Raw genomic sequence first — 25575 nt, 5'->3', positions numbered from 1 at the left:
TCAGATCAGGAGACTGGGGAGAGACTCGCGGAAGTACTCACTTCGACGCGGCGTCGTCCTTTGCGTTTTCCTTGGCGCTTTCCTTCGAGCTGTCTTTGGCCGGCTCGCCCTTGGCACGCACGCCGGAGACCATCGAGCGCATCTGCCGCACCCGCACGCCGTCGGCGATCTCGAACTCGATCTGGTCGTCATCGACGACCTTGGTGACCTTGCCGACGAGGCCGCCCGAGGTCACGACGGTGTCGCCGCGGCGGATGTTCTTCACGAGGTCGGCGTGGTCGCGCACCTTCTTCTGCTGCGGACGCAGAATCAGGAAGTACATGATCACGAAGATCAGGGCGAACGGCAGCAGCGACATCAACATGCTGTTGGTGTCGCCGGCGCCCGCGGCCTGGGCATACGCAGGTGTAATCAGCATTCGGAACGATCCTCGTGGAAACGGGGGAAAGCCGGTCAGGCCCTCAAAGGCGACCGGTTCGGTCAAATTCGCGCGGACTATAGCGGCCACTGTCCCAATTGCAACGCTGCCAGACCGCCCATTTGGTCACCTTGCGGCGCGGCCTCAGGCCCGATAAGGCTGCATTCTCAGGAACTTCGGACATGCCCAAAAAACCAAGCAAAAGCCCGGCCGGCAAAGGCCCCCGCACCCCTGCCAGGAAGCCTGCCCGCGTCGCGGCAAAACGCCCCACGGCGGCCTCTCAGGCAACCCCCGACCTCTCCCAGGACCGCATCGTCCGCGCGCTGGAGACCATCGCGGCGCACCTCGCAGCCCAGGGCAAGCCGCCCGCCGGACGCGAGTCGTTCAGGCAGGCGGATGCCTATGTCTGGCACCCGGACGGCCGCCTTGCGGCGGTGCCGCGCGTCAGCCGCGTCGAGCTGTTCCTGCTCAAGGGCGTCGAGCGGATGCGCGACATCCTGATGGAAAACACGGAGCGCTTCGCCAATGGCCTGCCCGCCAACAACGCCCTGCTCTGGGGCGCCCGCGGCATGGGCAAGTCGTCGCTGGTGAAGGCCGCGCATGCCAGCATCAACGCGGAGCGCAAGGCCTCCGACAAGCTGAAGCTGATCGAGATTCACCGCGAGGACATCGAGAGCCTGCCGGCTCTGATGGAGCAGCTGCGCGCCTCGTCCTTCCGCTTCATCGTGTTCTGCGACGATCTCTCCTTCGACGGCAATGATGCCTCCTACAAGTCGCTCAAGGCGGTGCTCGAAGGCGGCATCGAGGGCCGGCCCGAGAACGTCATCCTCTACGCCACCTCGAACCGCCGTCATCTGCTCGCGCGCGAGATGATCGAGAACGAACGCTCGACCGCGATCAATCCCGGCGAAGCGGTCGAGGAGAAGGTCTCGCTGTCGGATCGCTTCGGCCTGTGGCTCGGCTTCCACCGTTGCAGCCAGGACGAATATCTCGCCATGGTGCGCGGCTATTGCAGCCATTTCGGCGTCAAGATCGACGACGAGGCGCTGGAACGCGAAGCACTGGAATGGTCGACAACGCGCGGCTCGCGCTCGGGCCGCGTCGCCTGGCAATTCGTGCAGGAGCTTGCGGGACGGCTGGGCGTCAAGTTGACGGGGAAGTAACCCGAACTGCAGCCGCACTCACAACTGTCATCGCCCGCGAAAGCGGGCGATCCAGTATTGCAGAGACGTTTGTGATCAATCGAGGGGCCGCGGCGTACTGGGTCGCCCGGTCAAGCCGGACGACGACAGCTTTAGCGTGGAAGCAAATTAGGCCTCACGCCCCGTTCAGGAATTGAAGCGGGTCAACCGGGCTCGATCCCTTGCGGATCTCGAAGTGGAGCTGCGGCGACGCCACCTCCCCGGATTGACCCGACTTGGCAATGACCTGACCGCGCTTGATGGTATCGCCGCGCTTCACCATCAGCTCACTCGCATGGGCATATGCGGTGACGTAGCCGTTGGAGTGCCGAACCAGGACCAGATTGCCGTAACCTTTCAGCTCGTTGCCGGAATAGGCAACGACGCCGTCTTCAGCCGCCTTGACCGGCGTACCCTCGGGCACCGCGAGATTGATGCCGTCATTGGACTTGCCGTTGGTCTTGGCGCCGTAGCTCGTGACCACCTTGCCGCGCACCGGCCAGCGGAAGGTCGGCAGCGCGCCGGTGGCTTCCGCAGCCTTTGCCGACGCCTCGGCCGGCTTTTCTTCGACATTGGCCGTGGCCTGAGCCAGGCGCGCGCTCTGCACCGGCGCCGCAACGGAAGCCATCTTGGTGGCAGGAGCAGGAGCGGCAGCGACGGGCTGCAGCGTGCCGGCGACCGGAGCGGCCATGACGGGAGCAACCGGCGCTGCGACGGCGGCAGTCTTTGCACCGGGCACGGTCAGCTTGGTGCCGAGCTTGAGTTTCGCCGAGGGATCGAGACCGTTGGCGCGGGCCAGTTCAGCCGCGGAGATGTGGTTCTTGCGCGCGATGCTGGCAAGCGTGTCGCCGCGGTTGATGAAATGCATGCTCGAGGGCGCAGCCATGGCTGCAACTGGCCTCGCAGCAGGCGCCGGTGCCGCCGCGACGGGAGCCATCACCGGCGCGGGTGCAGCAGCGGTCACGCCCGGATGCGGGATGATCAATTGCTGGCCGGGCGAAAGTGCGCGCGGGCCCTTGTAGCCGTTAGCCGCCATGATCGCCTGCGGTGTGACGCGATAGCGCTTGGCGAGCACATCGAGCGTGTCGCTGGTGCCGACGATGATCTTGGTCCCGCCCGCCGGCTGGGCAGCCGCGACCGAGCGCGGCGGCACGGTGGCCGTGGTCTCCAGATGCGGCTGCGCCGGGGGCGCGTAGGAGCTGACGCCGCGACCACCTCCTGACACGCCGCCACCTGCGGCAACGGGATAGGATTGCGGCGCGGACACCGCCGGCGGCGGCAAGGGCTGCGACTGATAATAGCCAGACTGCGTCTGCGGCCGCGAATACTGCGGCAGCTCACGCTGCGGGGGCGGCGCCTGCTGCACCGTGCCGGTCTGATCAGACGAGAAGGGATTGGAGAAATTCGACTGGGACAGCCGCGACTGCATGTCGGCGCTGCACCCTGCAAAGCTGAACGAGATCAGCGCCAGCACCGCAACCTGCGGCACGCGGCGCGAGTAAAGCAACTCGGCGACTACAGACATGGTTACTCACTCGTACGCAACAGAACTGGTCTTTTAAGTAAACACGCACCGAGTAAATAACGGCTTAACCCTCCCAATAAGATGTTGGCCGCACAGCCAATCCGGAAATCTACAGCTCCCGCGCCACACCGGGCAGCGCCGGCACGAACCGGACCTCGACGAGTTCCTTGCGCTCGATCCCGGCCTCGGTCCGGCTGAGCCGGATCAGCGTCTGCACGCCCTGATGCGGGCCGACCGGCGCGATCAGGATGCCTCCGACCTGGAGCCGCTCGACTAGGTTCTCCGGGATCTGCTCCATCGCGGCCGTGACGATGATGCGGTCGAACGGGCCGATATTGGCGGGCAGATTGAGCCCGTCGCCGAGCATCACCTCGACATTGTGGTAGCCGAGCTTCTCGATCCTGGCGCGTGCGACGTCCGCCAGCTTGCGGTAGCGTTCCACCGTCAACACCTGCCCGGCGAGCCGCGAGAGCACAGCGGCCTGATAGCCGGAGCCAGTGCCGATCTCGAGCACGCGGTGGTGCTTCTGAAGCTGGAGCTGCTCGGTCATGTAGGCGACGACGAAGGGCTGGCTGATCGTCTGCCCGCAGGCGATCGGCAGCGCGCTGTCACGATAGGCCACCTCGCGATCGACCTCCTCGACGAACTGGTCGCGCGGCACCTCCTCCATGGTTCGCAGCACCGCCTGGTCGCTGATACCCCGACGCCTCAGCGAGAGCTGAAACATCATCTTTTCCGGCGGAGGCTGATTGGAAGTCATCGCTGTTTGTATCGTCCGGATTATCGCTTTAGGAGCCCAAAGCCCGGGCCAAGAATCTTGTTCCTGCCCAGGAACCCATGATAGCCTTTGCTCGCGGTATTTGACCACAAATTGGCCGGCGGCGGGTTCAGCCGCCAAGGTCATTTTCCTCCGTTCGCCGAAACGCGCATTGCGTCGATTCGCGTTATCTGCGAACGTTTTCCGCAAATGGGCAAGGACTCAACGACAATGACCGCGACAGGGCTTTCGGGCCGCTCTGTATTCCTCGTCGAGGACGAGGTGATGATCAGGATGATGGTCGCGGACATGCTCGAAGAACTCGGCTTCAAAGTGGCGGCTGAAGCCGGCGATATCGCCGAGGCCATGCGGCTTGCCGAAGCGACCCAGTTCGACATCGCCATCCTCGACGTCAACGTCAACGGCAAGGTCATCTCGCCGGTTGCCGATCTCATCAAGGCGAAGGGCTGCCCGTTCATCTTCGCCACCGGCTACGGCTCTTCCGGCCTGCCCGAGCAGTATCGCGACCGGCCGGCGCTGCAGAAGCCATTCCAGCTCGATGCGCTCGGCAAGACCATCGAAGCCGCGCTTCGCGGCAGCTAGCGGCTACTTCAGCGTCGCGCTCAGCGCTTCCGAAAAAGCCTCGTTGGTGCGGTCCAGCCTGAGCGGCGTGACCGAGACATAGCGCTCGCGGAGCGCTGCCAGATCGGTGCCTTCAGCCGGCGTATCCATCATCGCGGCGCGCTCGAAGCCGATCCAGAAATAGGGGTTGTTGCGGCCATCCCTGCGCTCGTCGATCCGGAGGAAGCCGAGGTTGCGCTTGCCCTGGCGCGTGACACGGACGCCGAGCACGTCTTCCGGCGCGCAGGACGGAAAATTGACGTTGATGACGGTGTCCTTCGGGATGCCGGCAGCGATCACCTTGCGGAGGATGTCGGGCCCGAACCTGCGCGCGGTGTCCCACGGCGGACGGTCGCGGGTCTCGACGCTGAACTCCTGCGACAGCGCAAACGAGGGCAGCCCCAGAATAGTGCCTTCCAGCGCGCCGGCGATGGTGCCGGAATAGACCACGTCTTCGGCGACGTTGCGGCCCTTGTTGACGCCGGACAGGATGAGGTTCGGCGGCTGGGTGCCCAGGATGTGCCGCGCGCCCATGATGACGCAGTCGGTCGGCGTGCCGCGCACGGCGAAGTGCCGCGGGCCGACCTCGCGCAGGCGCAAGGGATCGTTCAGCGACAGCGAATGCGACACGCCGGACTGGTCGAGCTCGGGCGCCACCACCCAGACGTCATCAGACAGCGCCTTGGCGATCTCCTCCACGACCTTGAGGCCGGGAGCGTGGATGCCGTCGTCATTGGTGCAGAGAATGCGCATGCGAAAGATCAATTCCTGTTTGAGCCGTCTTATCCGGCTACGGCCGGGGAGGCAAACCGGCGGCAGTCCGGGATCCAGCTCATTGCGGCGGCGCAGCACGCCACCCTGGACGAGCGATGCCGTATTAGCGGCGGATGCGCCATTGGGGCAGGAAGCGCGCGAGCCGGCCTTCTGCACGCAGCGTCATCGCCAGAACGACCGGGCTCACGACGGGCGCCTCGACGACGCCGAGCGCCTTGAGCTGCGCCACGATCGGAGCCGCCTCCACCGTCTGCGGAAAACGTTCGCGCGCCACCGTCAGGGCCTTGTCGAAATCCGCCGCGTTGACTCCGGGCTTGGCCCGCCGGCTCTGCACGAGAGCGTCGTCCCAGAGCCGCGCGACATCGATGTCGAGCGCGCCGCGCAGGCGCTGGTCGACGGCCTGGATGCCGGCACCCGTCACCGCCCATTGTCTGCCGACCCAGAAGATGTCGCGGTGTAAAGCCATGCACGGTGGTTCGCGTTGTCGGGTGGCCGGCAGGATAACCGGCCGCCCGATCTACGCAACCAAACGTTTCGAACGTTTCAGACGGGCAACGCGATTAGTCGCGCGACACCACTTTCAGCCCGCCCATGTAGGGCTGCAGCACGGTGGGGACCGCAATCGAGCCGTCCTCCTGCTGATAGGTCTCCATCACGGCGATCAGCGCGCGGCCGACCGCGGTGCCGGAGCCGTTCAGCGTGTGCACGAAGCGCGGCTTGCCGTCCGGCCCGCGCGAGCGCGCGTCCATGCGCCGCGCCTGGAAATCGCCGCAGACCGAGCAGCTCGAGATCTCGCGGAACATGCCGCCCTCGCCCTGCCCGGGCATCCACACCTCGATGTCATAGGTTTTTTGCGACGAAAAGCCCATATCTCCTGCGCAGAGCGTCATCACGCGATAATGCAGGTCGAGCTTCTGCAACACCTGTTCGGCGCAGGACAGCATCCGTTCCAGCTCGTCCTTGCTGGTCTCGGGCGTCGTGATCGAAACCAGCTCGACCTTGGTGAACTGGTGCTGGCGGATCATGCCGCGCGTGTCGCGCCCGGCCGCGCCCGCCTCGGCACGGAAGCACGGCGTCAGCGCGGTCAGCCGCATCGGCAATTGCTTCTCGTCGAGAATGGATTCGCGCACCAGGTTGGTGAGCGAGACTTCCGCGGTCGGGATGAGCCAAAACCTTTCCTTAAGCGGACGATTCTCGAAGAAGTTTTCAAACTCGCTATCGCTCCAATTCGTCTCGCCCCGCTGAACGCGTCTGCGCATTTCCATCGCTGTTTCAATCCAGCGCTCGTCTTTGGAAATTTCCTTGAAAACAGCAAACTGATCGTCTTCAAACTTCGGCAATTGACCAGTGCCGAACATCACGTGATCGCGCACCAAAAGCGGCGGGTTGACCTCGGTGTAGCCGTGCTCGTTCGTGTGTAGATCGAGCATGAACTGGCCGATCGCGCGTTCGAGCCGCGCCAGCCCCTTCTTCAGCACGACGAAGCGCGCGCCGGAGAGTTTTGCCGCCGCCTCAAAGTCCATATAACCGAGCGCGACGCCGAGATCGTCATGCAGCTTCGGCACAAAGCTGTAGTTGGGCTTTTTACCAAACACGTGGTGCTGCACGTTGCCGTGCTCGTCGACGCCATCCGGCACTTCGTCGAAGGGAATGTTTGGGATAGCGGAAAGTGCGTCTTGGAGTTCCTTGGAAGCGCCCTTCTCCTCGGCTGTGAGGGTGGCAATCGAGTCCTTCAAGTCCGCGACTTCCGCCATTAGCACAGCCGCACGCCCGTCATCCTTGGCCTTCTTCGCGTCGCCAACTTCTTTTGAGGCCGCGTTACGCCGGGCCTGATTCGTTTCGAGCACTCTAATAATTGCGCGACGGCGCTCATCAATGGAGATTAGATGATCGGCCAACGGCTTCAGCCCCCGCCGGGCGAGACCGGCGTCGAAGGCTTGCGGATTGTCACGGATTGATTTGATGTCGTGCATGGCGGCGGCCCTGAATCGGAAGCCTACAACGGAGAGCGTTGTATGTCAGCGTTTCCCCTAGCACTCTGTCATCGCTCGCGAAAGCGGGCGATCCAGTATTCTAGAGACGGGTGTGATTCTCAGAGACGGCGCGGCGTACGGGATTCCCCGCTTTCGCGGGGAATGACGGCCGATCTAGCCGCCCTACTCCGCCGGATTGGCCGGCGTCGACACGTCGGTACCGGTGGTGGTCTGCGCGGCCGCCGCCTTCTTCTCTACCATCCCCACCGCGATGATCGAACCCTCGTACAGCAGGAGCAAGGGGATCGCGAGCGAGCACTGGCTGAGTATGTCTGGCGGAGTCAGCACGGCCGCGATGACGAAGGCGATCACGATGAAATAGCGCCGCTTCTCGCGCAGCATTTTTGCCGAGACGATGCCGATCCGGCCGAGCAGCGTCAGGATCACCGGAAGCTGGAAGGCGATGCCGAAGGCGAAGATCAGCGACATCATCAGCGACAGATATTCGCCGACCTTCGGCAGCAGCTGGATCTGCGCGGTCTCGTCGCTGCCGGCCTGCTGCATGCCCAGCGAGAAGCGGACCAGCATCGGCAGCACGACGAAATAGACCAGCGCTGCGCCGAGCACGAAGAAGAATGGTGTCGCGACAAGATACGGCACGAAGGCGTTCTTCTCATGCTTGTAGAGCCCGGGCGCGACGAATTTGTAGATCTGCGTCGCGATGATCGGGAACGAGATGAAGCCGGCGCCGAACAGTGCAAGCTTGAGCTGGGTGATGAAATATTCCAGCAGCGCCGTGTAGATGAACTTGGAGTTCTCCGGACCCGCGACCCACACGAACGGCCAGACCAGCACGTTGTAGATCTGCTTGGCGAAGAAGAAGCACAGGATGAAGGCCACGCCAAAGCCGAGCAGCGCCTTGATCAGCCGCGACCGCAGCTCGATCAGATGGTCCATCAAAGGGGCTTTGCTGGCCTCGATATCGGCGTCGCTCATGACGCTTTGGCGTCCTTGATCGCTTCGGGTGGCGCGGTGTCTTGAGCGACCTGCGCCTGCTCGACCTCACGCGTGATGGCGAGCGGCTCGTTCACCGCTGCATGCGCCTCGGCTTCGACGAAGGTTTCCGGTGTCGGGGCTTCCGGCGTCGTTGGCGTCACCGGAGGCTCGACAACAGCGGTTGTGGGCGTCTCGGCCGGTTTGTCCAGCGCGTCGACGCGGAGCGCGTCGCTGACGTCCTTCTGGAGCGACGTCATCAGATTGTTGCCGGCGAAGCCGGAGGCCGCTTCCTTGACCTCGTCAAAACTCTTCTTGAGGTCGGCCATCTCGGCCTCGCGCATGGCCTCCTGGAACTGGCCCTGGAATTCGGCGGCCATCTTGCGGGCCTTGCCCATCCACTGCCCGACCATGCGCAGCACGCCCGGCAGCTCTTTCGGGCCGATAGCGACCAGGGCCACGACCCCGATCAGGACCAGTTCACTCCACCCGATGTCGAACATGAGGTCTTCCGTTCAGGCCAGCCGCGACCGGCCCAATCCTCTCCACGCAGGATCGGGGGCCGCCCGCGTCCGTCCACGCTTTGGCTCAGACGGCCTTGCTGCCGACGTCGGACCGTGCCGCGGTCGGCGCGGCAGTGTGCTCGATGGACTTGGCCGGCTCGGGCTTGTCGGCGACCTTGTCGTCGTCCTGCATGCCCTTCTTGAACGCCTTGATGCCCTGCGCCACGTCGCCCATCAGATCCGAAATCTTGCCGCGGCCGAACAGCAGCAGGACGACTGCGATCACCAGGATCCAGTGCCAAATGCTAAGCGAACCCATCCTGCAACCCTCCAAACACCTATAGCCGGGACCCGGCCGATCTTGACCGGAACGTAGGCTTGGCAGGTGTCAAAAACAAGGACCAAGGCAGCGCCAATTCGCTGTTGGCGCTACGTAATCTTGCTAGTGTTAACCTGTCGCAGGGGACTTGAGAAAGGCCGGACGTCAGTCCTCGCTGTCGCCCTCGCCGCCCTCATTGCCGCCTTCCGGCGCCTCGGGCTCGACCGCAGGCGCCAGCGCCAGATCAAGCTCCTCACCGGGTTCCAGCGGATCCTCGTCCTCGCGCAACTGCGGGTCATCCGATGGCGTCGGCACGCTGAAGCCGGTCGGCAGCCGCGAATCGAGGAGACCCGTGCCCTTCAGCTCTTCCAGACCCGGCAAGTCGCCGAGCTGTTCCAGGGTGAACTGCGACAGGAAGTCCTCGGTGGTTCCGAAGGTCAAGGGACGGCCGGGCGTCTTGCGCCGGCCGCGCGGCTTGATCCAGCCGGTCTCCAGCAGCACGTCGAGCGTGCCCTTGGACGTGACCACGCCGCGGATCTCCTCGATCTCGGCGCGCGTCACCGGCTGATGATACGCGATGATCGCCAGCACCTCGATCGCGGCGCGCGACAGTCGGCGGGTCTCGGTGCTCTCCCGCGTCATCAGCCAGGCGAGATCGCCCGCCGTGCGGAAGGTCCATTTGTTGGCGACCCGCACGAGGTTCACGCCGCGCAGGGAATAGTCGGCCTGCAGCTGCTCCAGTGCGGCCTTGACGTCGACACCCTCCGGCATGCGCTTGGCCAGCGTCGCGGTATCCAGCGGTTCGCTCGACGCAAACAGCAGCGCTTCCAGCAGCCGCAATTCCTCGGGGCGCGCCTGGGATTCGTTCTCCATCGGCTCGGCCTCGTCTACCCGCACTTCAGCCAGGCTTGCCATGGTAGATTCTCCTTCTTGCACTTAAGCGACCGGCGCGTCGGGCGCGGGAGCTGCGTCCGGAACCGGTTTGGGACGGCCCTTGCGGAAATAGATCGGCGCAAACGCCTCTTTCTGGTTCAATTCGAGCTGACCTTCGCGCACCAGTTCGAGCGCAGCCGCAAAGCTCGAGGCGAACACCGTCGCGCGCTGCGTCGGATCGGCGACGTGTCGGATCAGGAAGTCGTCGAGCACGCCCCAGTCATCCTGCTCGCTGATGCTGCCGACCAGCCGCTCCAGCGTGGCGCGCGCCTCGGCGAGCGACCACACCGTGCGCTTGGCCAGATGCACGCTCGCCAGCACGCGCGACTGGCGCTGTGAGGCGTAGGCGGTGAGCAGGTCGTACAGCGTCGCGGTATATTTCGGATGCTTGATCTCGGCGATCTGCTCGGGTTCGCCGCGCGGGAAGATGTCGCGCAGCAATTGCTGCCGGTTCATCAGACGGTTGGCGGCTTCGCGAATGGCTTCCAGCCGGCGCAGGCGGTTAGCGAGCGCGGTCGCCATCTGCTCCGCGCTCGGACCTTCGGCGCTCGGCGGCTCCGGCAGCAGCAGGCGCGACTTCAGGAAGGCGAGCCAGGCCGCCATCACGAGATAGTCGGCCGCAAGCTCGAGTCGGATCTTTCGCGCGGCTTCGATGAAGTGGAGATACTGGTCGGCCAGCGCCAGGATCGAGATCTTGGCGAGGTCGACCTTCTGCTGCCGCGCCAGCGCGAGCAGCAGGTCGAGCGGGCCCTCATAGCCCTCGACGTCCACCACCAACGCCGGCTCACCCTCGGCGAGCTCTGCGGGCCGCCCGGTTTCAAACGATAGGATTTCTGCGGTCATGCGGATGCCGTGTTTGCCCGTGCGATCAATGCGTCCAGTTCGGCGCGTGCGGCTGCCCGGTCGAATGGCCGCGGCGCCTTGCGTGCGGCGAGCGCGGCGTTCGCCCGCTCCAGCGCCTTGCCGGACAATTCAGGCGTCTGGCCGGCAACTTCGCGCATCTCCTCGATGTTGCCGTTGCAATGCAGGGCGACGTCGCAACCGGCCGCGAAGATGGCGCGGGTCCGCTCGGCAATATTCCCCGACAGCGCGTTCATCGACACGTCATCACTCATTAACAAACCCTGGAACCCGATCACGCCGCGAATCACCTGAGCGATCATTGTCGCAGAAGTCGTCGCCGGATGGGCGGGGTCGACCGCGCTAAACACAACATGTGCAGTCATGGCCATCGGCAGATCCGCCAGCGGCTTGAACGCAGCGAAGTCGGTTCGCTCGAGCTCATCCCGGGGCGTATCGACCGTCGGCAGCTTGAAATGGGTATCGGCGGTGGCCCGGCCGTGGCCAGGGATGTGCTTGAGCACCGGCAGCACGCCGCCCTGCTCCAGGCCCTCGGTGACGGCGCGCGCGATTTCGGCAACCTTGCCCGGCTCGGTGCCATAGGCTCGGTTGCCGATGACGGCGTCGGCACCCGCGACCGGCACGTCGGCCAGCGGCAGGCAATCCACGGTAATGCCGAGATCGGCGAGATCGGCCGCGATCAGCCGCGCGCTGAGGCGCGCTGCGGTGAGCCCGAGGGCCGAATCAATGTCGTACAAACTCGCGAAAATGGCGCCCGGCGGGTAGACCGGCCAGTGCGGCGGACCCAGCCGCTGCACCCGTCCGCCCTCCTGGTCGATCAGGACGGGCGCGTCGGCGGCCCCTGCAACTGCCCGCAATTCCGCAACTAAAGCAGCAACTTGAGCTGGTGTGGCGACATTGCGCTTGAACAGGATGAAGCCCCATGGGCGTTCGGCACGGATAAACTCCCGCTCGGCGGCGGTCAGTTCCGTTCCGGATACGCCGGTAATGAAGGCCCGCGTGCTCATAAGGGCCGATTAACCCTGCCCCGCGAGGGGGTCAAGGAAACGGCCGTTAATTCCTCTGGACGAAGCAGGCCGACAAGCCCGCAGACTTCAGGCTGTTGCAGGCCTGCGTCGCCTCCTCGGCCGATCCATAGGGGCCAGCGAAGGCGCGGTAGACGACCCCCTTGCCCTTGTCGGTGAGATCGACCCGCTTGATGACAGGCGAGCGGGAGCCCAGCACGCTGCCATACTTGCTCTGAAGGACGCGGTAGGACGCAGCCGCGCTGTCCTCGCTCTGCTGCGAGGAGACCTGCACGACGTAGCCGCCACCGCCACTGCTGGCGGGCGCGAGCTGTGTCGGGTTGGTTGCGGCCATCCGCTGCGGCGGCTCGGCCGCAGGCGCCGATTGCGGGGCCAGTGAGAGCGGCTGATTGGCGCTGGCATTCGCCGAGGTCGGCGGACTACGCGGTACGGCGGGCGCAGCCACGGGCTTCGGCGCGGTGGCCGGCTTGGCCGCAGCCGACTGCGGCAAGGCGCTATCGGTCTGATCGCCTCTCACGGCCACGGTCCTGACCGGGCGCGGCGAATTGTTCGGCAACGTGCCGTTGCTCGGCTGCGAACCTGCGCCCGGCGGCAGCGCCGCCGACGGCGAGACGCTCGATACCGGCGGCGGGTTCGCATTCTGGTTCAGCGGCGGAAACACCACGCGAGGTCCGCCGACCTTGGCGTTGACGTCGACGGGCGCCTCTTCGCGCGGCACGATCTTCTCGGAACCGTCGCCGCTCGCCATACGATCGGGCACCTTGCCCCCCGAGTCCGTCGGCGCCGGCACGATCTTGGTTGGCGTGTTGTCGGCCCTGATGATCGGCGGCTCGCCGCTGCGGGGCGACCCGACATATGTTTTGTAGGCGAAGGCCGCACCGGTGCCGACCACGGCAAGCGCGAGGATCGCCGCGACCGTCATCATGCCGCCACGCGGCTTCTTCGGCTCGTCGAGATCAGCCTCGGGATAATCGCTCTGAAAGGCGTAGGGATCGTCGGGATAGGCAGGATCGCGCTGATAATCCTGCTCGCCCGCCTCGAGCCGCCCATAGAGCGCATCGTCGTAGCGCGCCGGATCGGGCTGCTGATAGGCTGGCTCCTGGTAAGCCTGATCCTGCGGCTGGAGCGTATGCCCCTGATACGCCTGATCTTGATAGGCCTGGTCCTGATAGGCTTGCGGCTGATGAAAATCAGGTTCGGGCGCGGTCGGCTGGGCTGAATAGCGATACAATGGATGAACCGGGTTCACGGAGACGGGATAGTCGGGCTCTGGCGCCGGGGCCGGCTGCACGTTGGCGCGCCGCATCCATGAGGGCGGCCCGGGCGGCGGCGGGGCCTGCTCGGCGTAATCCTGCTGATAATCGTCCTGCGGATAATCGTCGTCCTGATAACTCTGGGTGGGCGCTGGAACAGCCGGCGCGGGCGCGCTGGGCCGCCCCTGCGCCGCGAACGGATCGGTCTGTCCGATCAGGCGGGCGAGCTCGGCCAAGGGATCGGTTTCCGCCTTGCCATGCTGGTCGCCACCGCGACCGTAGTCATCGGAGGGAAACCGTCGGTCCTGATATCGTTCGGCCATCGTGATGATGCGTCCCTTCGGGAAAGCCGCGCGCCCCCTCGACCAAGGCACGGCCTTCGACCCATAAGGCTTCCAACCAAGTCTAAGTGGTCCGGCTTCTGCCAGTTACCCCCAAAAATTCCCCTTAAGTAGTTCGCCCCAAACTACCGCATCTCATCCGGAGCATGGACGCCGAGGATGGCGAGGCCCGATGCCAGGACAGAGATGACGCCCTGGACCATGGCCAGCCGCGCCTTCGTTAGCTCTGCATCATTATTGATAATGAAGCGTAAATAGGGCAAATCCCGCCCCTTCGTCCAAAGTGCATGAAATTCGCTGGCTAAATCATAGAGATAAAAGGCAATTCGGTGCGGCTCGTGAGCGCTTGCGGCCGCTTCCAGCATCCTCGGATAAATTGCGAGCCGCCTGAGAAGGTCGAGCTCCACGGGGTCCGATAGCCGCTCCACGGCCGACTCACCGAGCCAGGCAATCCGCTTCTCCGAGTCCTCGGGCAAGTCCGGGAACACTTCCGTCCGCGCATTGCGGAAGATCGAGTGGCCGCGGGCGTGGCCGTACTGCACATAGAACACCGGATTGTCGCGCGACTGTTCCATGACCTTGGCAAGGTCGAAGTCGAGCACCGCGTCGTTCTTGCGGTAGAGCATCATGAAGCGGACGGCGTCCTGCCCGACCTCATCCACCACCTCACGCAAGGTGACGAAGTCCCCGCTCCGCTTCGACATTTTCACGGGTTCGCCGTTGCGCAGCAACTTCACGAGCTGGACGATCTTGACGTCGAGCGCGCCCTTGCCTGACGTCGTCGCCTTCACCGCCGCCTGCATGCGCTTGATATAGCCGCCATGATCGGCGCCCCAGACGTCGATCATCTCCGCAAAACCACGGTCGAACTTGTTCTTGTGGTAGGCGATGTCGGAGGCGAAGTAGGTGTAGGAATTGTCCGACTTGATCAGCGGACGATCGACGTCGTCGCCGTAGGCGGTCGCCTTGAACAGCAATTGCTCGCGGTCTTCCCAGTCCTCGACCGGCGCGCCCTTCGGCGGCGGCAGGCGGCCCTCGTAGATGTCACCTTTGGCCTTGAGGAAATCGATGGTCTCGGCGACCTTGTTGTTGCCGCTCTCGATCAGCGAGCGCTCCGAGAAGAACACGTCGTGACGGATGTTGAGGGCGGCGAGATCGTCCTTGATCTCGTCCATCATCATCGCGATCGCCCTGGCGCGCACCGTCGGCAGCCATTGCGCCTCGCTCATCGTGCGGAGCTTGTCGCCGTGTTCCTTGGCAAGAGCCTGCCCGACCGGCTTCAGATAGTCGCCGGGATAGAGGCCTTCCGGAATGGCGCCGATATCCTCGCCGAGCGCCTCGCGATACCTCAGGAACGCGGACCGCGCGAGCACGTCGACCTGTGCGCCGGCATCGTTAATGTAATATTCGCGCGTGACATCGTGCCCCGCGAAATCAAGCAGGCTCGACAGCGCGTCGCCGAACACCGCGCCGCGGCAATGGCCGACATGCATCGGTCCGGTCGGATTGGCCGAGACGTACTCGACGTTGACCTTGGAGCCGCCCCGGACGCGGCCATAGTCGGCGCCCTCGCGCAGCACGGTGCGCAGCGCCTCCGCCCAGGCGGCCGGCTTCAGCGTCAGATTGATGAAACCGGGACCGGCGACATCGACCTTGGCGATCAGCGCGTCAACGCGCAGCCGTTCGGCGATCTGCTCGGCGAGATCCCGCGGCTTGGCCTTGGCCTCTTTCGCAAGCACCATCGCGGCGTTGGTCGCCATGTCGCCATGGGAGGCATCGCGCGGCGGCTCGACCACCACGCGGGAGAAATCGATGCCCTCGGGCCAGCTGGCGTCCGCCGCGAGCGCGCGGCAGGCGGCGTGCACGCGTGCGAGCACGTCGGCGAACAAATGCAGGGATGAGGATGTCTCGGGCATGGCCGCCGCCTAACGCAAATCGGGGGTCGAGTCAAAGAGCCGCTGGTGTTCGGTCAGGGCGAAACGGTCGGTCATTCCGGCAATGAAATTGCCGATCCGCCGGGCCCGGTCGCCCTCATCGTCCGCCTCCGCCCCTGCCAGCCATTCCGGCGGCAGCTCGGCCGGCACCTTCAGGTATTTCGCGAACAGGTCGAACAGGATCTGCTCGGCCTCCCCCATCACCCGCATCACCCGCTTGTGGCGGTACATGTGCTGATAGAGGAAGCGCTTGATCGCGGCCTCCTCCTCGGCGACCTCGGCGGGGAACACGACCAGCGCCCGGCTCTGCTGGCGCACGTCCTGGGCCGATTGCGGCTTCACCGCCGCGATGTTCTTCTGCGCCTCCGTGAACACCGCGCCGATCAGATGGGAGATCAGCTCCCGCACCAGCTCGGCACCGCGCCTGACGTCCTCGAGGTCGGGGTAATGCGCCGACGTCTCGGCGATGATCTCCGCGGTGAGCGGCATCACCTTGAGGTCGTCGAGATGGAACAGGCCGGCGCGCAGGCCGTCGTCGATATCGTGCGCGTCATAGGCGATGTCATCGGCGAGCGCTGCGACCTGGGCTTCGAGCGAAGCGAAGCTCCAGAGTTCGAGGTCGTAGGTCCCAGTGTAGTCGGCGATGCCGACGGGAATGCCATGCTCGCGATAGCGCCCGACCGGCGCGCCGCTGCGATCCGTCAATGGGCCGTTGTGCTTGACGATCCCCTCCAGCGACTCCCAGGTCAGGTTGAGCCCGTCGAACTCGGGATAGCGGTGCTCGAGCGAGGCGACGACGCGGAGCGTCTGGGCATTGTGGTCGAAGCCGCCAAAATCCTTCAGGCAGGCGTCCAGCGCCCGCTCGCCGGCGTGCCCGAACGGCGGATGGCCGAGATCGTGGGCGAGCGCCAGCGTTTCGGTCAGGTCCTCGTCGAGCCCAAGCTGCCGGGCCAGCGCCCGGGCGATCTGGGCCACCTCCAGCGAATGGGTCAGCCGGGTGCGGTAATGGTCGCCCTCGTGGAACACGAACACCTGGGTTTTGTACTTCAGGCGGCGGAACGCGGTGGAATGGATCACCCGGTCGCAATCGCGCCGGAACGGGCTGCGGGTCCGGCTCGGCGGCTCCGCGACCAGCCGGCCGCGGCTGCGATCGGGGTCGCAGGCATAGGGCGCGCGGGGAGCTGCCATTCCGACGGACACGGCGAATTTAGTCCCTATCCATTTGATTCTGCGTATGGTGGCACTTAACTATGCCGGACGCGGGATACCAAATGAATTGGGGCAAGTGAATCCGCCAAGTGAATTTGGTATGATCGCGGGCCTATCGGAGAGGACCTATGACGACAGACGTGACCATCAGTGACCGCGCCGCACGCCGGATTGGGGAGATCCTCAAGGGCGAAGGCACAGGCGCGATGCTGCGCATCTCCGTCGAGGGCGGCGGCTGTTCCGGCTTCCAGTACAAGTTCGACATCGATCGCGCTCGCACCGACGACGATCTCGTGATCGAGCAGGAGAGTGCCGTGGTGCTGGTCGATTCCGCCTCACAACCGTTCCTGGCGGGGTCGCAGGTCGATTTCGTCGATGATCTGATCGGAGCCTCGTTCCGCGTCAACAATCCGAACGCGACGGCGTCCTGCGGCTGCGGGACCAGCTTCTCGATCTGATCCGACTCAAAACCGGAAAAACAACCCCACGCACAGTAGCCGGCAGGCCGGCGGGATGCATTTCGGCTTTTACGAATAACGATTGACGCGTCGGGCAAAACAGGGGTAGGGTGGGATCATCGCGAGGTCCCCCAAGGTCGGACTCGGCCGGACGCACGCGCGGCGGGTTCGATACAGCCTAGCTGCTGAAGCGGCCCCTGCCCGCAGTCCAGTCCTTCGAAAAATTGAAACATCGTCAACGGCGCCATTAGCGGTAGTCAATTTTCCAATGCGCACGATCGATCGTCTGTTCGCTTGCCTCGCCCTGCTCCTCGCAATCGCGACCCTCCCGGTGCTTCCCGCGCTCGCTGCCGAAACCTGCCCCTTCATCACATCCAAGGAGCTCGCCGGCGCGATGCCGGCGCTCAAATGGTCGTTGATTTCAAATCAGGACGGCCGGGGCTGCATCTACCAGGGCGGGCGCGGCGACACGATGATGCTGACCGTATTCCGCAATCCCGACAAGGATCGCGCCAGGGAATTGTACGCGACCTTCGTCAAGACGCTCAGTGAGCGCATGCCGCTGAACGCGGTGTCCGGGCTCGGCGATGAAAGCCAGGGCGGGACGACCGCTGCCGACGCGCAGCGCCAGGAGGCCTCGGTCGTGGCCTTGTCCGGCGATTACATTCTGCAGATCAGCGTCTACCCGACCGGCCGGCGTGCCGACAGCGTGCTGCTCGGACCGGCCACCGAAGCCGCGCGCATTGCCATCGCAAATGTGACCAAGACCAGCGAGAGGTTCGGCGACTGCGAGTGGCTCACGGCCTCGGATGCCGACGGCTTTCTCGACAAGAGCACGCTGCAGGTCCAGCGGACCGGCGCGGGCAGCTGCATGATGTTCGATCGCGAGGCCAACACCATGGCCGTTGCGGTGATCGCGATGTCACGCGACACGGTCATCAGCATGATGAAACGCGCAGGCCCTTGCCAACACGTCGCGATCCCCGAGCTTGGCAGCGAAGCGTTCGGCGAACATTCCTGCACCAAGGGCAACGGCAATGCCGTCAACATCTTTGTCTGGAAGAACGGCCGGCAGGCTTCGATCCTGTTCGCGCCGGTCAAGCCGCACCCGGAGTCCGGCTCGGTCGAGCGCCTGAAGGCGGTCGCCGCGCGGGTCTATGGAAAACTGTGACGGCGCATCTTGCAAGGGATCGCGTGGACTGCGGTTCAATCCCCCGCAAGCTTCTGTCCGACCGCGTAAAGCCTGCAATCCTCGCCGCGCGAATTGATCTTGCATTTCATCAAAGCAGGCTCACGCGCCTCGAGAGCTGTGCGGCCAAATCCAGTCCCGCAGTGGCCGCGCGTACTCACCGCGAAGGCCTTGGCATCATCGGGATTGGCGAGGTAGCCCGCGAACGCCTCCTGACAAGCGGCGACAGCCCCCGGCGGGATTGGCAGCTCAGCGAACAACGGCGGCCCGATGACAGTCTTGGTTGGAAGACCTAACTTTTCAAGAAAGAGGTCGACTGACGGAAACCAAGTATCTGCCGGCGCGAGCATGACAGTATTGTGGCCGTTGGGTTCGAACGGAGGCAGCACATGCAGCTGCACTGGCGCACCGCCAGCGCTGTAGGCCGCGAACATGCGCCGTGCCAAGTCTGGACCGTAGAATTGATCGTTCTCGGCATAGAGCCAAAGCACCGGAACATGGGCCGTGCGCCCCAATGCGGCGACTGTATCGACCAAATGATCAGGCGCGCAGGGTTGGTTGGGTGCGGAGAAGCTACTCCGGCCGCCATCGAAATTCACGGCGCCAACGACCCCCGGTATGTCCTGTGCGGCCACGGCCAACACCGTGAGCCCCCCAACGGAATGACCGAGCAAGACAACATGCTCAGCGTCGACCCAGGGCTCATTCCGCAGTGAAGCGAGCGCCGCAACGACATCTTCGCTAGCGGCGCGCGCGGCCGGAAGATAGTCGCAGGTCTGCCGCGCAGACTCGGAGAACCCTCCCCCAGATCGGCCATAGCCACGGCGCATGATCGAGACCACCGCATATCCTCGCTGCGCGAAGGCGACTGCCGCCTTGCTGTAATCGACCGGCGAGCGGTTGAGGATCGCAGTGAAGAATTCCTCGCCGGAGCCAAGAGGCATTCCGTGAGTGATCACGACGAGAGGAAATTTGCCGGGCCGATCAGGACGAACGACGAAGCTTTCGAGCGACACCTTGTTGCCGGAAATTGCGACAGGCAACATCATGTGCGCGCTCGTCAGCGGCCCGTCGCCGGCGCGGGCAGAGGCCGTGAACAAGATGAGAAGCAGGGCAACAAGGCGCATGGCGGAGCAAGGTAACACGGCGCATCCAAATTTCCAGCGTCCGGCCAACCGGTGCGAAACGCCTATTCAGGCACGTGGCTAGCGCCTACGCGCCCGTCATCTGCCTTTCCTCGTCCGTCCACTCCACCTCGCCCGGCTCCAGCGCCGGCTGAAGCGGCGCGTCCTCCGGGGCAACAGCAACGTTGCCGTCCAGCGCGCGCAGCAAGGCCGCGACCAGCGCGGGCTTCCGTAGCGGCTTTGCCAGGAAGTCCGACATGCCCGCTTCGCGGCAGATCTTGACGTCTTCGGGGAAGGCATTGGCGGTAAGCGCAATGATCGGCAAGGCATCGAAGCGGCCGCCTCGCGCGCGGATCGCGCGGGTGGCGGCAAGGCCGTCCATGCCGGGCATGCGCACGTCCATCAGCACGACATCATGGTCGCTCTCGGACGCCGCCGCGACGGCCGCGATGCCATCGGTGACCACGCTCAGCTCGACGTCGAAGGCACCCAACATCTTGCTCACGACCATCCGGTTGACGGCATCGTCCTCGGCGACCAGGACCTTGAGCGGCCGATCGAGCTCGACGATACGCGCCTTCAGCTCGTCGGCCTCGTCGCGGTCTGTCGTCTGGTCGGATTCCTGCGCCTGGCTCCATGGCAGCACCAGCGTGAAGCGGAAGGTCGAACCCTCGCCCGGCGTCGAGGTGACGCCGATGGTGCCACCCATCTGCTCGATGATGCGCCGGGAGATCGCAAGTCCAAGCCCGGTGCCGCCGAAGCGGCGGCTGATCGAGGCATCGGCCTGGGCGAAGTCGCTGAAGAGCTGCCCGACCTTGTCGGGGGCGATGCCGATGCCGCTGTCGGTCACGGTCCATTCGACGGTCGCGAGCAGATCTCGGCGCGCCTGACAGGTCGCCGCTATCGTCACCTCGCCGGCATCGGTGAACTTCACCGCGTTCGATGCGAGGTTGTGCAGCACCTGACGGATGCGCGCGACGTCGCCGCGCAGCGTCGGCGGCAGGCTCGGGTCGAGCACGACATTGACCGCGAGCCCCTTGCTCTTGGCCCCCGCACGCACGACGGTCGCGACCGTTTCGCCCAGCGTCTGCGGCGCGAAGTCGACCGCCTCGAACGTGAAGCGGCCGGCCTCGAGCTTGGAGAGATCGAGGATGTCGTTGAGAATGCGCTGGAGGTTGTCGCCGGACTCGCGGATCGTGGTGACGGCCTCGCGCTGCTCCGGATCGAGTTCGGTTTCGAGCAGCATGCTGGCAAGGCCGAGCACGCCGTTCATGGGCGTGCGGATCTCGTGGCTCATCACCGCGAGGAAATTCGACTTGGCCCGGCTCTCGGCCTCGGCCTTTTCGGCGCGCCAGCGCTCGGTGACGTCGCGGCCGAAGCCGCGATAGCCGAGGAACTGGCCGTCGCGGTCATAGGCCGGCTTCGCCGTGAACGACCACAGCCGCGCTTCGCCGCCGGCGACGACCTTGAGGTTCATCTCGTGCAGCGGTTCGGCGTGCTCCATCAGGCCGACGATGTTGTAGGCCGCGCTCTTGTCCTCGGGGCAGAGCATGTCGAGCACGTCGGCGAAGTGCGATCCCTTCAGCAGCGGCAGCGGCAGCTGCGCGACGTCGGCGAAGCGCTGGGGCACGTCGACCAGATGTCCTTCGGCATCGGTCTGCCACAACCAGTCGCTGGCGTTCTCCTGAAAATCCTTCAAAAGCAGCGAGATGATCTCGGTCTGCCGTTCGAGCTCGAGCTGGGCCTTGAGATTGCCGAGGAACAAATTGCCCTGCGAGACGATGTTGCGCGCCATGAAGAACGCGAACAGCAGCAGGAACACCGAGGTCACCAGATACGGCCCGGTGCCGCACAGCAACAGCGCGCCGGCGCAGCCGACCGTCATGGTGGCGAGATAGACGAGGCCCGCACGCGGAAAGGTCGACAGCGTGAAGGCGCCGCCGGACATCATGCCGACCATCAGGCAGGCCAGGATCAGCTGGCTGGTCGGCTCGATGTGGCTGAACAACGCGAGCGGGAGCGTGCCCCAGATCGCGGCGAGGAAGAATGCCTGCCGCAGCATGTGCCGCGCCGCGCGCAGTGAAGCCTCCTGCGGCGGGTTCTTGTGCGACCGGCGCCATGAGCGCACCGCGAGCGAGGCGGTGGCGGCGAGCGTCAGGCCCCAGATCGCGAGGAAATCGTTCCAGCCCTTGCCCCAGAACAGGATCAGCACGATGGCGACGTTGAGCAGGGTGACGCCCATCGTCACCGGGATCAGCCGTGTCACCGCGTCGATCTGCTTGGCGCGGATGCGGCGCATCTCGCGCTCGCTGAGATCGGCGGTCAGGCCGTCCTCGATCTCGAAGCCGCCGAGCCAGTACAGGAAAGCGCCGACCAGCCCGTCGCGCGGCTCGCTTCGCTTCATGGATTTGTCCGGCCATCCCATTCGAAAACCTCTTCGATATCAATGGCGCAGCGGCGGCTTAAGCCGGGTTAATTTTGTGGGAGATTTTGCGGCGTCCTTGACGGGCGCGTTTGCATTTTGTTCTAACCAAGGCCCCTGTCCGGAGCCGTCCAAATGCCCATCAGAGTCGCCACCTGGAACGTGAATTCGGTCCGGCAGCGGATCGATCTCCTCCTGACCTGGCTGAAGGAATGCCAGCCGGACATCGTCTGCCTCCAGGAGATCAAATGCGTTGACGAGGCCTTCCCGCGGCTGGAGATCGAGGCGCTCGGCTACAACGTGGTCACGCACGGGCAGAAGACGTTCAACGGCGTCGCCCTGCTCTCCAAGCTCCCGTTCGACGAGACCAAGTCGGGGCTGGCCGGCGACGACGAGGATGCCCATGCCCGCTTCCTCGAAGGCGTGGTGACGCTGAAGCGCGGCGTGCTGCGCATCGCCTGCCTCTATCTGCCCAACGGCAACCCGGTCGGGACCGAGAAATATCCTTACAAGCTCAAATGGATGTCGCGGCTTCTTGAGTATTCGAAGGAGCGCCTCAAGACCGAGGAGCCGCTGATCCTCGCCGGCGACTTCAACGTCATCCCGCACGCCCGCGACGTCCACAACCCGGCAGCCTGGACCGAGGACGCCCTGTTCAAGCCGGAGACGCGGGAGAGTTTTCAGTCCCTGCTCGGTCTCGGCCTGACCGATGCCCTGCGGGCTGTCACCGACGAGCCCGGGCTCTACACCTTCTGGGATTACCAAGCCGGCGCCTGGCAGAAGAACCATGGCCTGCGCATCGACCATCTGCTGCTGTCGCCGCAGGCCAGCGACAAGCTCGCCAATGTCGGGATCGACAGCTATGTGCGGGCCTGGGAGAAGCCGTCGGACCACGTGCCAGTGTGGGCGGATCTGGATCTCGAGGCGGCGTAAGCCGCCTCAGCGGATCAGTCGCGGCGGCCCTGCACCCACTGTTCCAGCATCTGCAGGCACATGGCGCGGTCGTCGTCGGAGGCCTTGGCGAAGGCTCGGTTGTAGTTTTCCTTGATCCAGGTCTCCTCGGCACCGGCGCTGTCGCGCGCCAGCGTCAGCCACATCAGGCCGCGCGCGGCCTGCCGCGGCAGGCGGTCGCCGTTGAACAGCATCTGGCCGAGCAGCGCCTGGGCCTCGTGCTGGCCCTTCTGGGCGGCGAGGCCAAGCCAGCGCGCGCCATAGCGGAAATCCTCGCGGGAGGCATCCGGCGTCTTCAGGTACAGCCGGGCGAGATCGTACTGGGCGTCCGCGTTGCCGAAATAGGAGGCCGCGTAGGAGAACATCTCCCTAGCCCGGTCCTGGTCCGGCTTGATCTTCGAGTTCGGGATGCCGCTGAGATAGTAGCGGCCGAGCGCGACGAAGGCGTTAGCCACGATCTGCGCCTGCGGCGCCGACGGGCTGTCCTCGGCATGCGCATTGGCGATCCGGCTGAAATATTCGAAGGCGCGCACGTCGTCCTGAACCACGCCGTCGCCATTGGCGTACATGCGGCCGAGCTTCCACTGCGCGATCGGATGCCCGCCCTCGGCGGCATATTGCAGCGCGCTGAGCGAGGTTTCCTGGGTCGGTGCCGGAACCTTGCTGCGGACGGTTCCCGCCGTGCCCGGCAAGGTGGTCACGACCGGGATGGTGGCGTCCTTGTTGTTGGCCGGCGAGCCGTCGAAGGCAAACGCCGGCGCGGCCAGCGCACTGGCCCCCAACACAAACGCAACAATGGCACGCCTAGATGTCCGCATAACACTGTTTCTCGTGCGCGCCGCCCGGATGGGTCACTGCCCCACCGACCGCTGGTCCAACCTGCTGAGCATATTTCCAGAGCGCGCCCGTCGTATGGTTAGTCGCGCGAGCGCTCCATTTGGTCTTGCGCTGGGCAAGCTCCTGGTCGCTCAATTTTACGTTAAGGGTACCGGCGACGGCGTCGATCTCGATGATGTCGCCGTCCTGGAGCAGCCCGATCGGGCCACCGATGGCCGCTTCCGGCCCGACATGGCCGATGCAGAAGCCGCGGGTGGCGCCGGAGAACCTGCCGTCGGTAATGAGCGCGATCTTGCCGCCCATGCCCTGGCCGGTCAGCGCCGCGGTGGTCTGGAGCATTTCCCGCATGCCGGGACCGCCCTTGGGCCCCTCGTAGCGGATCACGATGACTTCGCCTTCCCGATAGGTGCGCTGCTGGACCGCCTCGAAAGCATCCTCCTCACGGTCGAAGCACCTGGCCGGACCGGTAAACTTGAGGTTGGACATTCCCGCGACTTTCACGATCGCACCTTCTGGCGCCAAATTGCCCTTCAGACCGACCACACCGCCAGTAACGGTAATGGGTTTGTCCGCCGGGTGCACCACGTCCTGGTGCGGATTCCATTTCACGCTTTTGAGGTTTTCGGCGATCGTTCGACCGGTGACCGTAATGCAGTCACCGTGGAGAAATCCGTTGTCGAGCAGCGTCTTCATCAGAAGCGGTATGCCACCTACTTCAAACATGTCTTTGGCGACATAACGGCCACCCGGCTTCAAATCCGCGACATAAGGTGTCTTTTTGAAGATTTCGGCGACGTCGAACAGGTCGAACTTGATGCCGCACTCATGCGCGATCGCCGGCAGGTGCAGTGCAGCATTGGTCGAGCCACCAGAGGCGGCGACAACGGCGGCCGCATTCTCCAGCGCCTTGAGGGTCACGATGTCGCGCGGCCGGATGTTCTGGGCGATCAGGTCCATCACCTTCTCGCCCGCGGTCATGCAGAAGGCGTCGCGAATTTCATAAGGGGCTGGAGCGCCGGCCGAGTATGGCAGCGCCAAGCCGATGGCTTCCGAGACGGTCGCCATGGTGTTGGCGGTGAACTGCGCGCCGCAGGCGCCCGCCGAGGGGCAGGCCACGCGCTCGATCTCGTCGAGATCCTCGTCCGACATCGCGCCGACCGAGTGCTTGCCGACCGCTTCGAACATATCCTGCACGGTGACCTGCTGCCCGCGGAAATTGCCGGGCAGGATCGAGCCGCCGTAGATGAAGATCGAAGGCACGTTGAGGCGGACCATGGCCATCATCATGCCCGGAAGCGACTTGTCGCAGCCGGCAAGGCCCACCAGCGCGTCATAGGCATGACCGCGGACGGTCAGCTCGACGGAATCGGCGATGCACTCGCGCGACGGCAGCGAGGAGCGCATGCCGTCATGGCCCATGGCGATACCGTCGGTGACGGTGATGGTGCAGAATTCACGTGGCGTGCCGCCGGCCGATGCCACGCCCTTCTTCACCGCCTGCGCCTGGCGCATCAGGGAGATATTGCATGGAGCGGCCTCGTTCCAGCACGAAGCGACACCGACGAAGGGCTGGTGGATCTGCTCGGTGGTCAGGCCCATGGCGTAGAAGTAGGACCGATGGGGCGCGCGCGTAGGGCCTTCCGTCACGTGACGGCTCGGCAGCCTCTGCTTGATGTTGGTCTTCGCATCCATCGCGACCAGTTTCCTTGGCTAACCCTTGTCAGACCCGGAAAATCAGACCCAAGATTTGAATCGACCTTGGGATTTCCCTTCGCCTGTCACGGGCACCGCAGCCCTAAACATTAGAGCAATTTTATTCATGTTCGGGTGTGGCCAAAAAGCGGCGTTGATACGAACGGACTGCGATAACGGTTAAATCGCCCGGAACTGTTGCGTGGACAGCACAATCGTGGCCCCAAGGACACGGGTTGGCTTACTTCGATACCTCGCGGAAATGACGAGACGCAACTTTAG

The 25575-nt window shown here is 64.7% G+C and carries 24 protein-coding genes; 5 read left to right on the top strand and 19 right to left on the bottom strand.

From position 1 onward, the window contains the following. Positions 1 to 37 precede the first annotated feature (37 nt). On the bottom strand, positions 38 to 418 hold the full coding sequence (yajC, locus tag FNV92_RS17155) for a preprotein translocase subunit YajC (protein WP_015685917.1): 381 nt from the start codon (positions 416 to 418) through the stop codon (positions 38 to 40). Positions 419 to 600: 182 nt separating this feature from the next. Between yajC and FNV92_RS17150 the strand changes: the two genes are divergently transcribed. After that, positions 601 to 1581: an ATP-binding protein gene (locus FNV92_RS17150; RefSeq protein WP_015685916.1), complete on the top strand. Its 981-nt coding sequence runs from the start codon at positions 601 to 603 to the stop codon at positions 1579 to 1581. 154 nt (positions 1582 to 1735) lie between these two features. Here FNV92_RS17150 and FNV92_RS17145 read toward each other — a convergent pair whose 3' ends face one another. Both FNV92_RS17145 and FNV92_RS17140 read right to left on the bottom strand, forming a co-directional pair. Then, positions 1736 to 3124 (bottom strand): LysM peptidoglycan-binding domain-containing M23 family metallopeptidase, encoded by a 1389-nt coding sequence (locus FNV92_RS17145; RefSeq protein WP_143845576.1) that lies wholly within the window; start codon positions 3122 to 3124, stop codon positions 1736 to 1738. A 109-nt stretch (positions 3125 to 3233) separates the two neighbouring features. After that, positions 3234 to 3884 carry a protein-L-isoaspartate(D-aspartate) O-methyltransferase gene (locus tag FNV92_RS17140; protein ID WP_143845577.1) on the bottom strand — a complete coding sequence of 217 codons (651 nt, stop codon included), beginning with the start codon at positions 3882 to 3884 and terminating at the stop codon, positions 3234 to 3236. Positions 3885 to 4112: 228 nt separating this feature from the next. Here FNV92_RS17140 and FNV92_RS17135 point away from each other — a divergent pair, with 228 nt between their 5' ends. Then, positions 4113 to 4484: a response regulator gene (locus FNV92_RS17135; RefSeq protein WP_015685913.1), complete on the top strand. Its 372-nt coding sequence runs from the start codon at positions 4113 to 4115 to the stop codon at positions 4482 to 4484. A gap of 3 nt (positions 4485 to 4487) precedes the next feature. Here FNV92_RS17135 and surE read toward each other — a convergent pair whose 3' ends face one another. The 12 genes from surE to FNV92_RS17075 all read right to left on the bottom strand — a co-directional run bounded on the left by surE (position 4488) and on the right by FNV92_RS17075 (position 16611). Next, positions 4488 to 5255, bottom strand: a complete 768-nt coding sequence (gene surE / locus FNV92_RS17130) for a 5'/3'-nucleotidase SurE (RefSeq protein ID WP_168213674.1) — start codon at positions 5253 to 5255, stop codon at positions 4488 to 4490. Positions 5256 to 5379: 124 nt separating this feature from the next. After that, positions 5380 to 5742: a hypothetical protein gene (locus tag FNV92_RS17125; protein ID WP_015685911.1), complete on the bottom strand. Its 363-nt coding sequence runs from the start codon at positions 5740 to 5742 to the stop codon at positions 5380 to 5382. Positions 5743 to 5836: 94 nt separating this feature from the next. Then, positions 5837 to 7249, bottom strand: a complete 1413-nt coding sequence (gene serS, locus FNV92_RS17120; protein ID WP_143845578.1) for a serine--tRNA ligase — start codon at positions 7247 to 7249, stop codon at positions 5837 to 5839. 183 nt (positions 7250 to 7432) lie between these two features. Then, on the bottom strand, positions 7433 to 8245 hold the full coding sequence (tatC, locus tag FNV92_RS17115; RefSeq protein ID WP_015685909.1) for a twin-arginine translocase subunit TatC: 813 nt from the start codon (positions 8243 to 8245) through the stop codon (positions 7433 to 7435). After that, positions 8242 to 8745: a Sec-independent protein translocase protein TatB gene (gene tatB, locus FNV92_RS17110; RefSeq protein WP_143845579.1), complete on the bottom strand. Its 504-nt coding sequence runs from the start codon at positions 8743 to 8745 to the stop codon at positions 8242 to 8244. The genes tatC and tatB overlap by 4 nt, the downstream gene beginning before the upstream one ends. Positions 8746 to 8830: 85 nt before the next feature. Beyond that, positions 8831 to 9064 (bottom strand): twin-arginine translocase TatA/TatE family subunit, encoded by a 234-nt coding sequence (locus tag FNV92_RS17105; protein ID WP_143845580.1) that lies wholly within the window; start codon positions 9062 to 9064, stop codon positions 8831 to 8833. A gap of 165 nt (positions 9065 to 9229) precedes the next feature. Continuing rightward, entirely contained in the window at positions 9230 to 9979 is a 750-nt protein-coding gene (gene scpB, locus FNV92_RS17100) for an SMC-Scp complex subunit ScpB (protein ID WP_168213675.1), read from the bottom strand. Positions 9980 to 10000: 21 nt separating this feature from the next. Further along, a complete protein-coding gene (locus FNV92_RS17095) occupies positions 10001 to 10840 on the bottom strand; it encodes a segregation and condensation protein A (protein ID WP_015685905.1) in 840 nt (279 codons plus the stop codon). Then, positions 10837 to 11865, bottom strand: coding sequence for a beta-N-acetylhexosaminidase (nagZ, locus tag FNV92_RS17090; RefSeq protein WP_143845582.1), 1029 nt, complete (start codon positions 11863 to 11865; stop codon positions 10837 to 10839). Before nagZ ends, FNV92_RS17095 begins: the two co-directional genes overlap by 4 nt. 46 nt (positions 11866 to 11911) lie before the next feature. Beyond that, positions 11912 to 13459: an SPOR domain-containing protein gene (locus tag FNV92_RS17085; RefSeq protein WP_168213676.1), complete on the bottom strand. Its 1548-nt coding sequence runs from the start codon at positions 13457 to 13459 to the stop codon at positions 11912 to 11914. Positions 13460 to 13602: 143 nt separating this feature from the next. Next, positions 13603 to 15393 (bottom strand): arginine--tRNA ligase, encoded by a 1791-nt coding sequence (gene argS, locus FNV92_RS17080; RefSeq protein ID WP_143845584.1) that lies wholly within the window; start codon positions 15391 to 15393, stop codon positions 13603 to 13605. 9 nt (positions 15394 to 15402) lie between these two features. After that, a complete protein-coding gene (locus tag FNV92_RS17075; protein ID WP_143845585.1) occupies positions 15403 to 16611 on the bottom strand; it encodes a deoxyguanosinetriphosphate triphosphohydrolase in 1209 nt (402 codons plus the stop codon). A 137-nt stretch (positions 16612 to 16748) separates the two neighbouring features. On the opposite strand from FNV92_RS17075, the gene erpA reads away from it, so the two are divergent. Together erpA and FNV92_RS17065 are read left to right on the top strand one after the other, a co-directional pair. Next, positions 16749 to 17078 (top strand): iron-sulfur cluster insertion protein ErpA, encoded by a 330-nt coding sequence (gene erpA / locus FNV92_RS17070; RefSeq protein WP_143845586.1) that lies wholly within the window; start codon positions 16749 to 16751, stop codon positions 17076 to 17078. A gap of 268 nt (positions 17079 to 17346) precedes the next feature. After that, the gene (locus FNV92_RS17065; protein ID WP_143845587.1) at positions 17347 to 18249 is read left to right on the top strand and encodes a hypothetical protein; all 903 of its coding nucleotides are present in this window, start codon (positions 17347 to 17349) and stop codon (positions 18247 to 18249) included. 35 nt (positions 18250 to 18284) lie between these two features. Here FNV92_RS17065 and FNV92_RS17060 read toward each other — a convergent pair whose 3' ends face one another. Continuing rightward, entirely contained in the window at positions 18285 to 19316 is a 1032-nt protein-coding gene (locus tag FNV92_RS17060) for a dienelactone hydrolase family protein (protein WP_244623685.1), read from the bottom strand. Positions 19317 to 19479: 163 nt separating this feature from the next. After that, a complete protein-coding gene (locus FNV92_RS17055) occupies positions 19480 to 21816 on the bottom strand; it encodes an ATP-binding protein (protein WP_143845589.1) in 2337 nt (778 codons plus the stop codon). 132 nt (positions 21817 to 21948) lie between these two features. On the opposite strand from FNV92_RS17055, the gene xth reads away from it, so the two are divergent. Then, entirely contained in the window at positions 21949 to 22746 is a 798-nt protein-coding gene (gene xth, locus FNV92_RS17050; protein WP_143845590.1) for an exodeoxyribonuclease III, read from the top strand. 14 nt (positions 22747 to 22760) lie between these two features. On the opposite strand, the gene FNV92_RS17045 is transcribed toward xth, so the two are convergent. Then, positions 22761 to 23582, bottom strand: coding sequence for a tetratricopeptide repeat protein (locus tag FNV92_RS17045; protein ID WP_015685895.1), 822 nt, complete (start codon positions 23580 to 23582; stop codon positions 22761 to 22763). Next, a complete protein-coding gene (ilvD, locus tag FNV92_RS17040) occupies positions 23569 to 25293 on the bottom strand; it encodes a dihydroxy-acid dehydratase (RefSeq protein ID WP_143845591.1) in 1725 nt (574 codons plus the stop codon). Before ilvD ends, FNV92_RS17045 begins: the two co-directional genes overlap by 14 nt. Between the last annotated feature and the right edge of the window lie 282 nt (positions 25294 to 25575).

Source organism: Bradyrhizobium cosmicum (assembly GCF_007290395.2).
GTDB lineage: Bacteria > Pseudomonadota > Alphaproteobacteria > Rhizobiales > Xanthobacteraceae > Bradyrhizobium > Bradyrhizobium cosmicum.
This window is presented reverse-complemented; position numbering and strand designations above follow the sequence as displayed.

Bases quoted from the DNA above. Each gene is read 5' to 3' on its own strand.
- yajC (WP_015685917.1), bottom strand. From the start codon at position 418: ATGCTGATTACACCTGCGTATGCCCAGGCCGCGGGCGCCGGCGACACC.
- FNV92_RS17150 (WP_015685916.1), top strand. From the start codon at position 601: ATGCCCAAAAAACCAAGCAAAAGCCCGGCCGGCAAAGGCCCCCGCACC.
- FNV92_RS17145 (WP_143845576.1), bottom strand. From the start codon at position 3,124: ATGTCTGTAGTCGCCGAGTTGCTTTACTCGCGCCGCGTGCCGCAGGTT.
- FNV92_RS17140 (WP_143845577.1), bottom strand. From the start codon at position 3,884: ATGACTTCCAATCAGCCTCCGCCGGAAAAGATGATGTTTCAGCTCTCG.
- FNV92_RS17135 (WP_015685913.1), top strand. From the start codon at position 4,113: ATGACCGCGACAGGGCTTTCGGGCCGCTCTGTATTCCTCGTCGAGGAC.
- surE (WP_168213674.1), bottom strand. From the start codon at position 5,255: ATGCGCATTCTCTGCACCAATGACGACGGCATCCACGCTCCCGGCCTC.
- FNV92_RS17125 (WP_015685911.1), bottom strand. From the start codon at position 5,742: ATGGCTTTACACCGCGACATCTTCTGGGTCGGCAGACAATGGGCGGTG.
- serS (WP_143845578.1), bottom strand. From the start codon at position 7,249: ATGCACGACATCAAATCAATCCGTGACAATCCGCAAGCCTTCGACGCC.
- tatC (WP_015685909.1), bottom strand. From the start codon at position 8,245: ATGAGCGACGCCGATATCGAGGCCAGCAAAGCCCCTTTGATGGACCAT.
- tatB (WP_143845579.1), bottom strand. From the start codon at position 8,745: ATGTTCGACATCGGGTGGAGTGAACTGGTCCTGATCGGGGTCGTGGCC.
- FNV92_RS17105 (WP_143845580.1), bottom strand. From the start codon at position 9,064: ATGGGTTCGCTTAGCATTTGGCACTGGATCCTGGTGATCGCAGTCGTC.
- scpB (WP_168213675.1), bottom strand. From the start codon at position 9,979: ATGGCAAGCCTGGCTGAAGTGCGGGTAGACGAGGCCGAGCCGATGGAG.
- FNV92_RS17095 (WP_015685905.1), bottom strand. From the start codon at position 10,840: ATGACCGCAGAAATCCTATCGTTTGAAACCGGGCGGCCCGCAGAGCTC.
- nagZ (WP_143845582.1), bottom strand. From the start codon at position 11,865: ATGAGCACGCGGGCCTTCATTACCGGCGTATCCGGAACGGAACTGACC.
- FNV92_RS17085 (WP_168213676.1), bottom strand. From the start codon at position 13,459: ATGGCCGAACGATATCAGGACCGACGGTTTCCCTCCGATGACTACGGT.
- argS (WP_143845584.1), bottom strand. From the start codon at position 15,393: ATGCCCGAGACATCCTCATCCCTGCATTTGTTCGCCGACGTGCTCGCA.
- erpA (WP_143845586.1), top strand. From the start codon at position 16,749: ATGACGACAGACGTGACCATCAGTGACCGCGCCGCACGCCGGATTGGG.
- FNV92_RS17065 (WP_143845587.1), top strand. From the start codon at position 17,347: ATGCGCACGATCGATCGTCTGTTCGCTTGCCTCGCCCTGCTCCTCGCA.
- FNV92_RS17060 (WP_244623685.1), bottom strand. From the start codon at position 19,316: ATGATGTTGCCTGTCGCAATTTCCGGCAACAAGGTGTCGCTCGAAAGC.
- FNV92_RS17055 (WP_143845589.1), bottom strand. From the start codon at position 21,816: ATGGGATGGCCGGACAAATCCATGAAGCGAAGCGAGCCGCGCGACGGG.
- xth (WP_143845590.1), top strand. From the start codon at position 21,949: ATGCCCATCAGAGTCGCCACCTGGAACGTGAATTCGGTCCGGCAGCGG.
- FNV92_RS17045 (WP_015685895.1), bottom strand. From the start codon at position 23,582: ATGCGGACATCTAGGCGTGCCATTGTTGCGTTTGTGTTGGGGGCCAGT.
- ilvD (WP_143845591.1), bottom strand. From the start codon at position 25,293: ATGGATGCGAAGACCAACATCAAGCAGAGGCTGCCGAGCCGTCACGTG.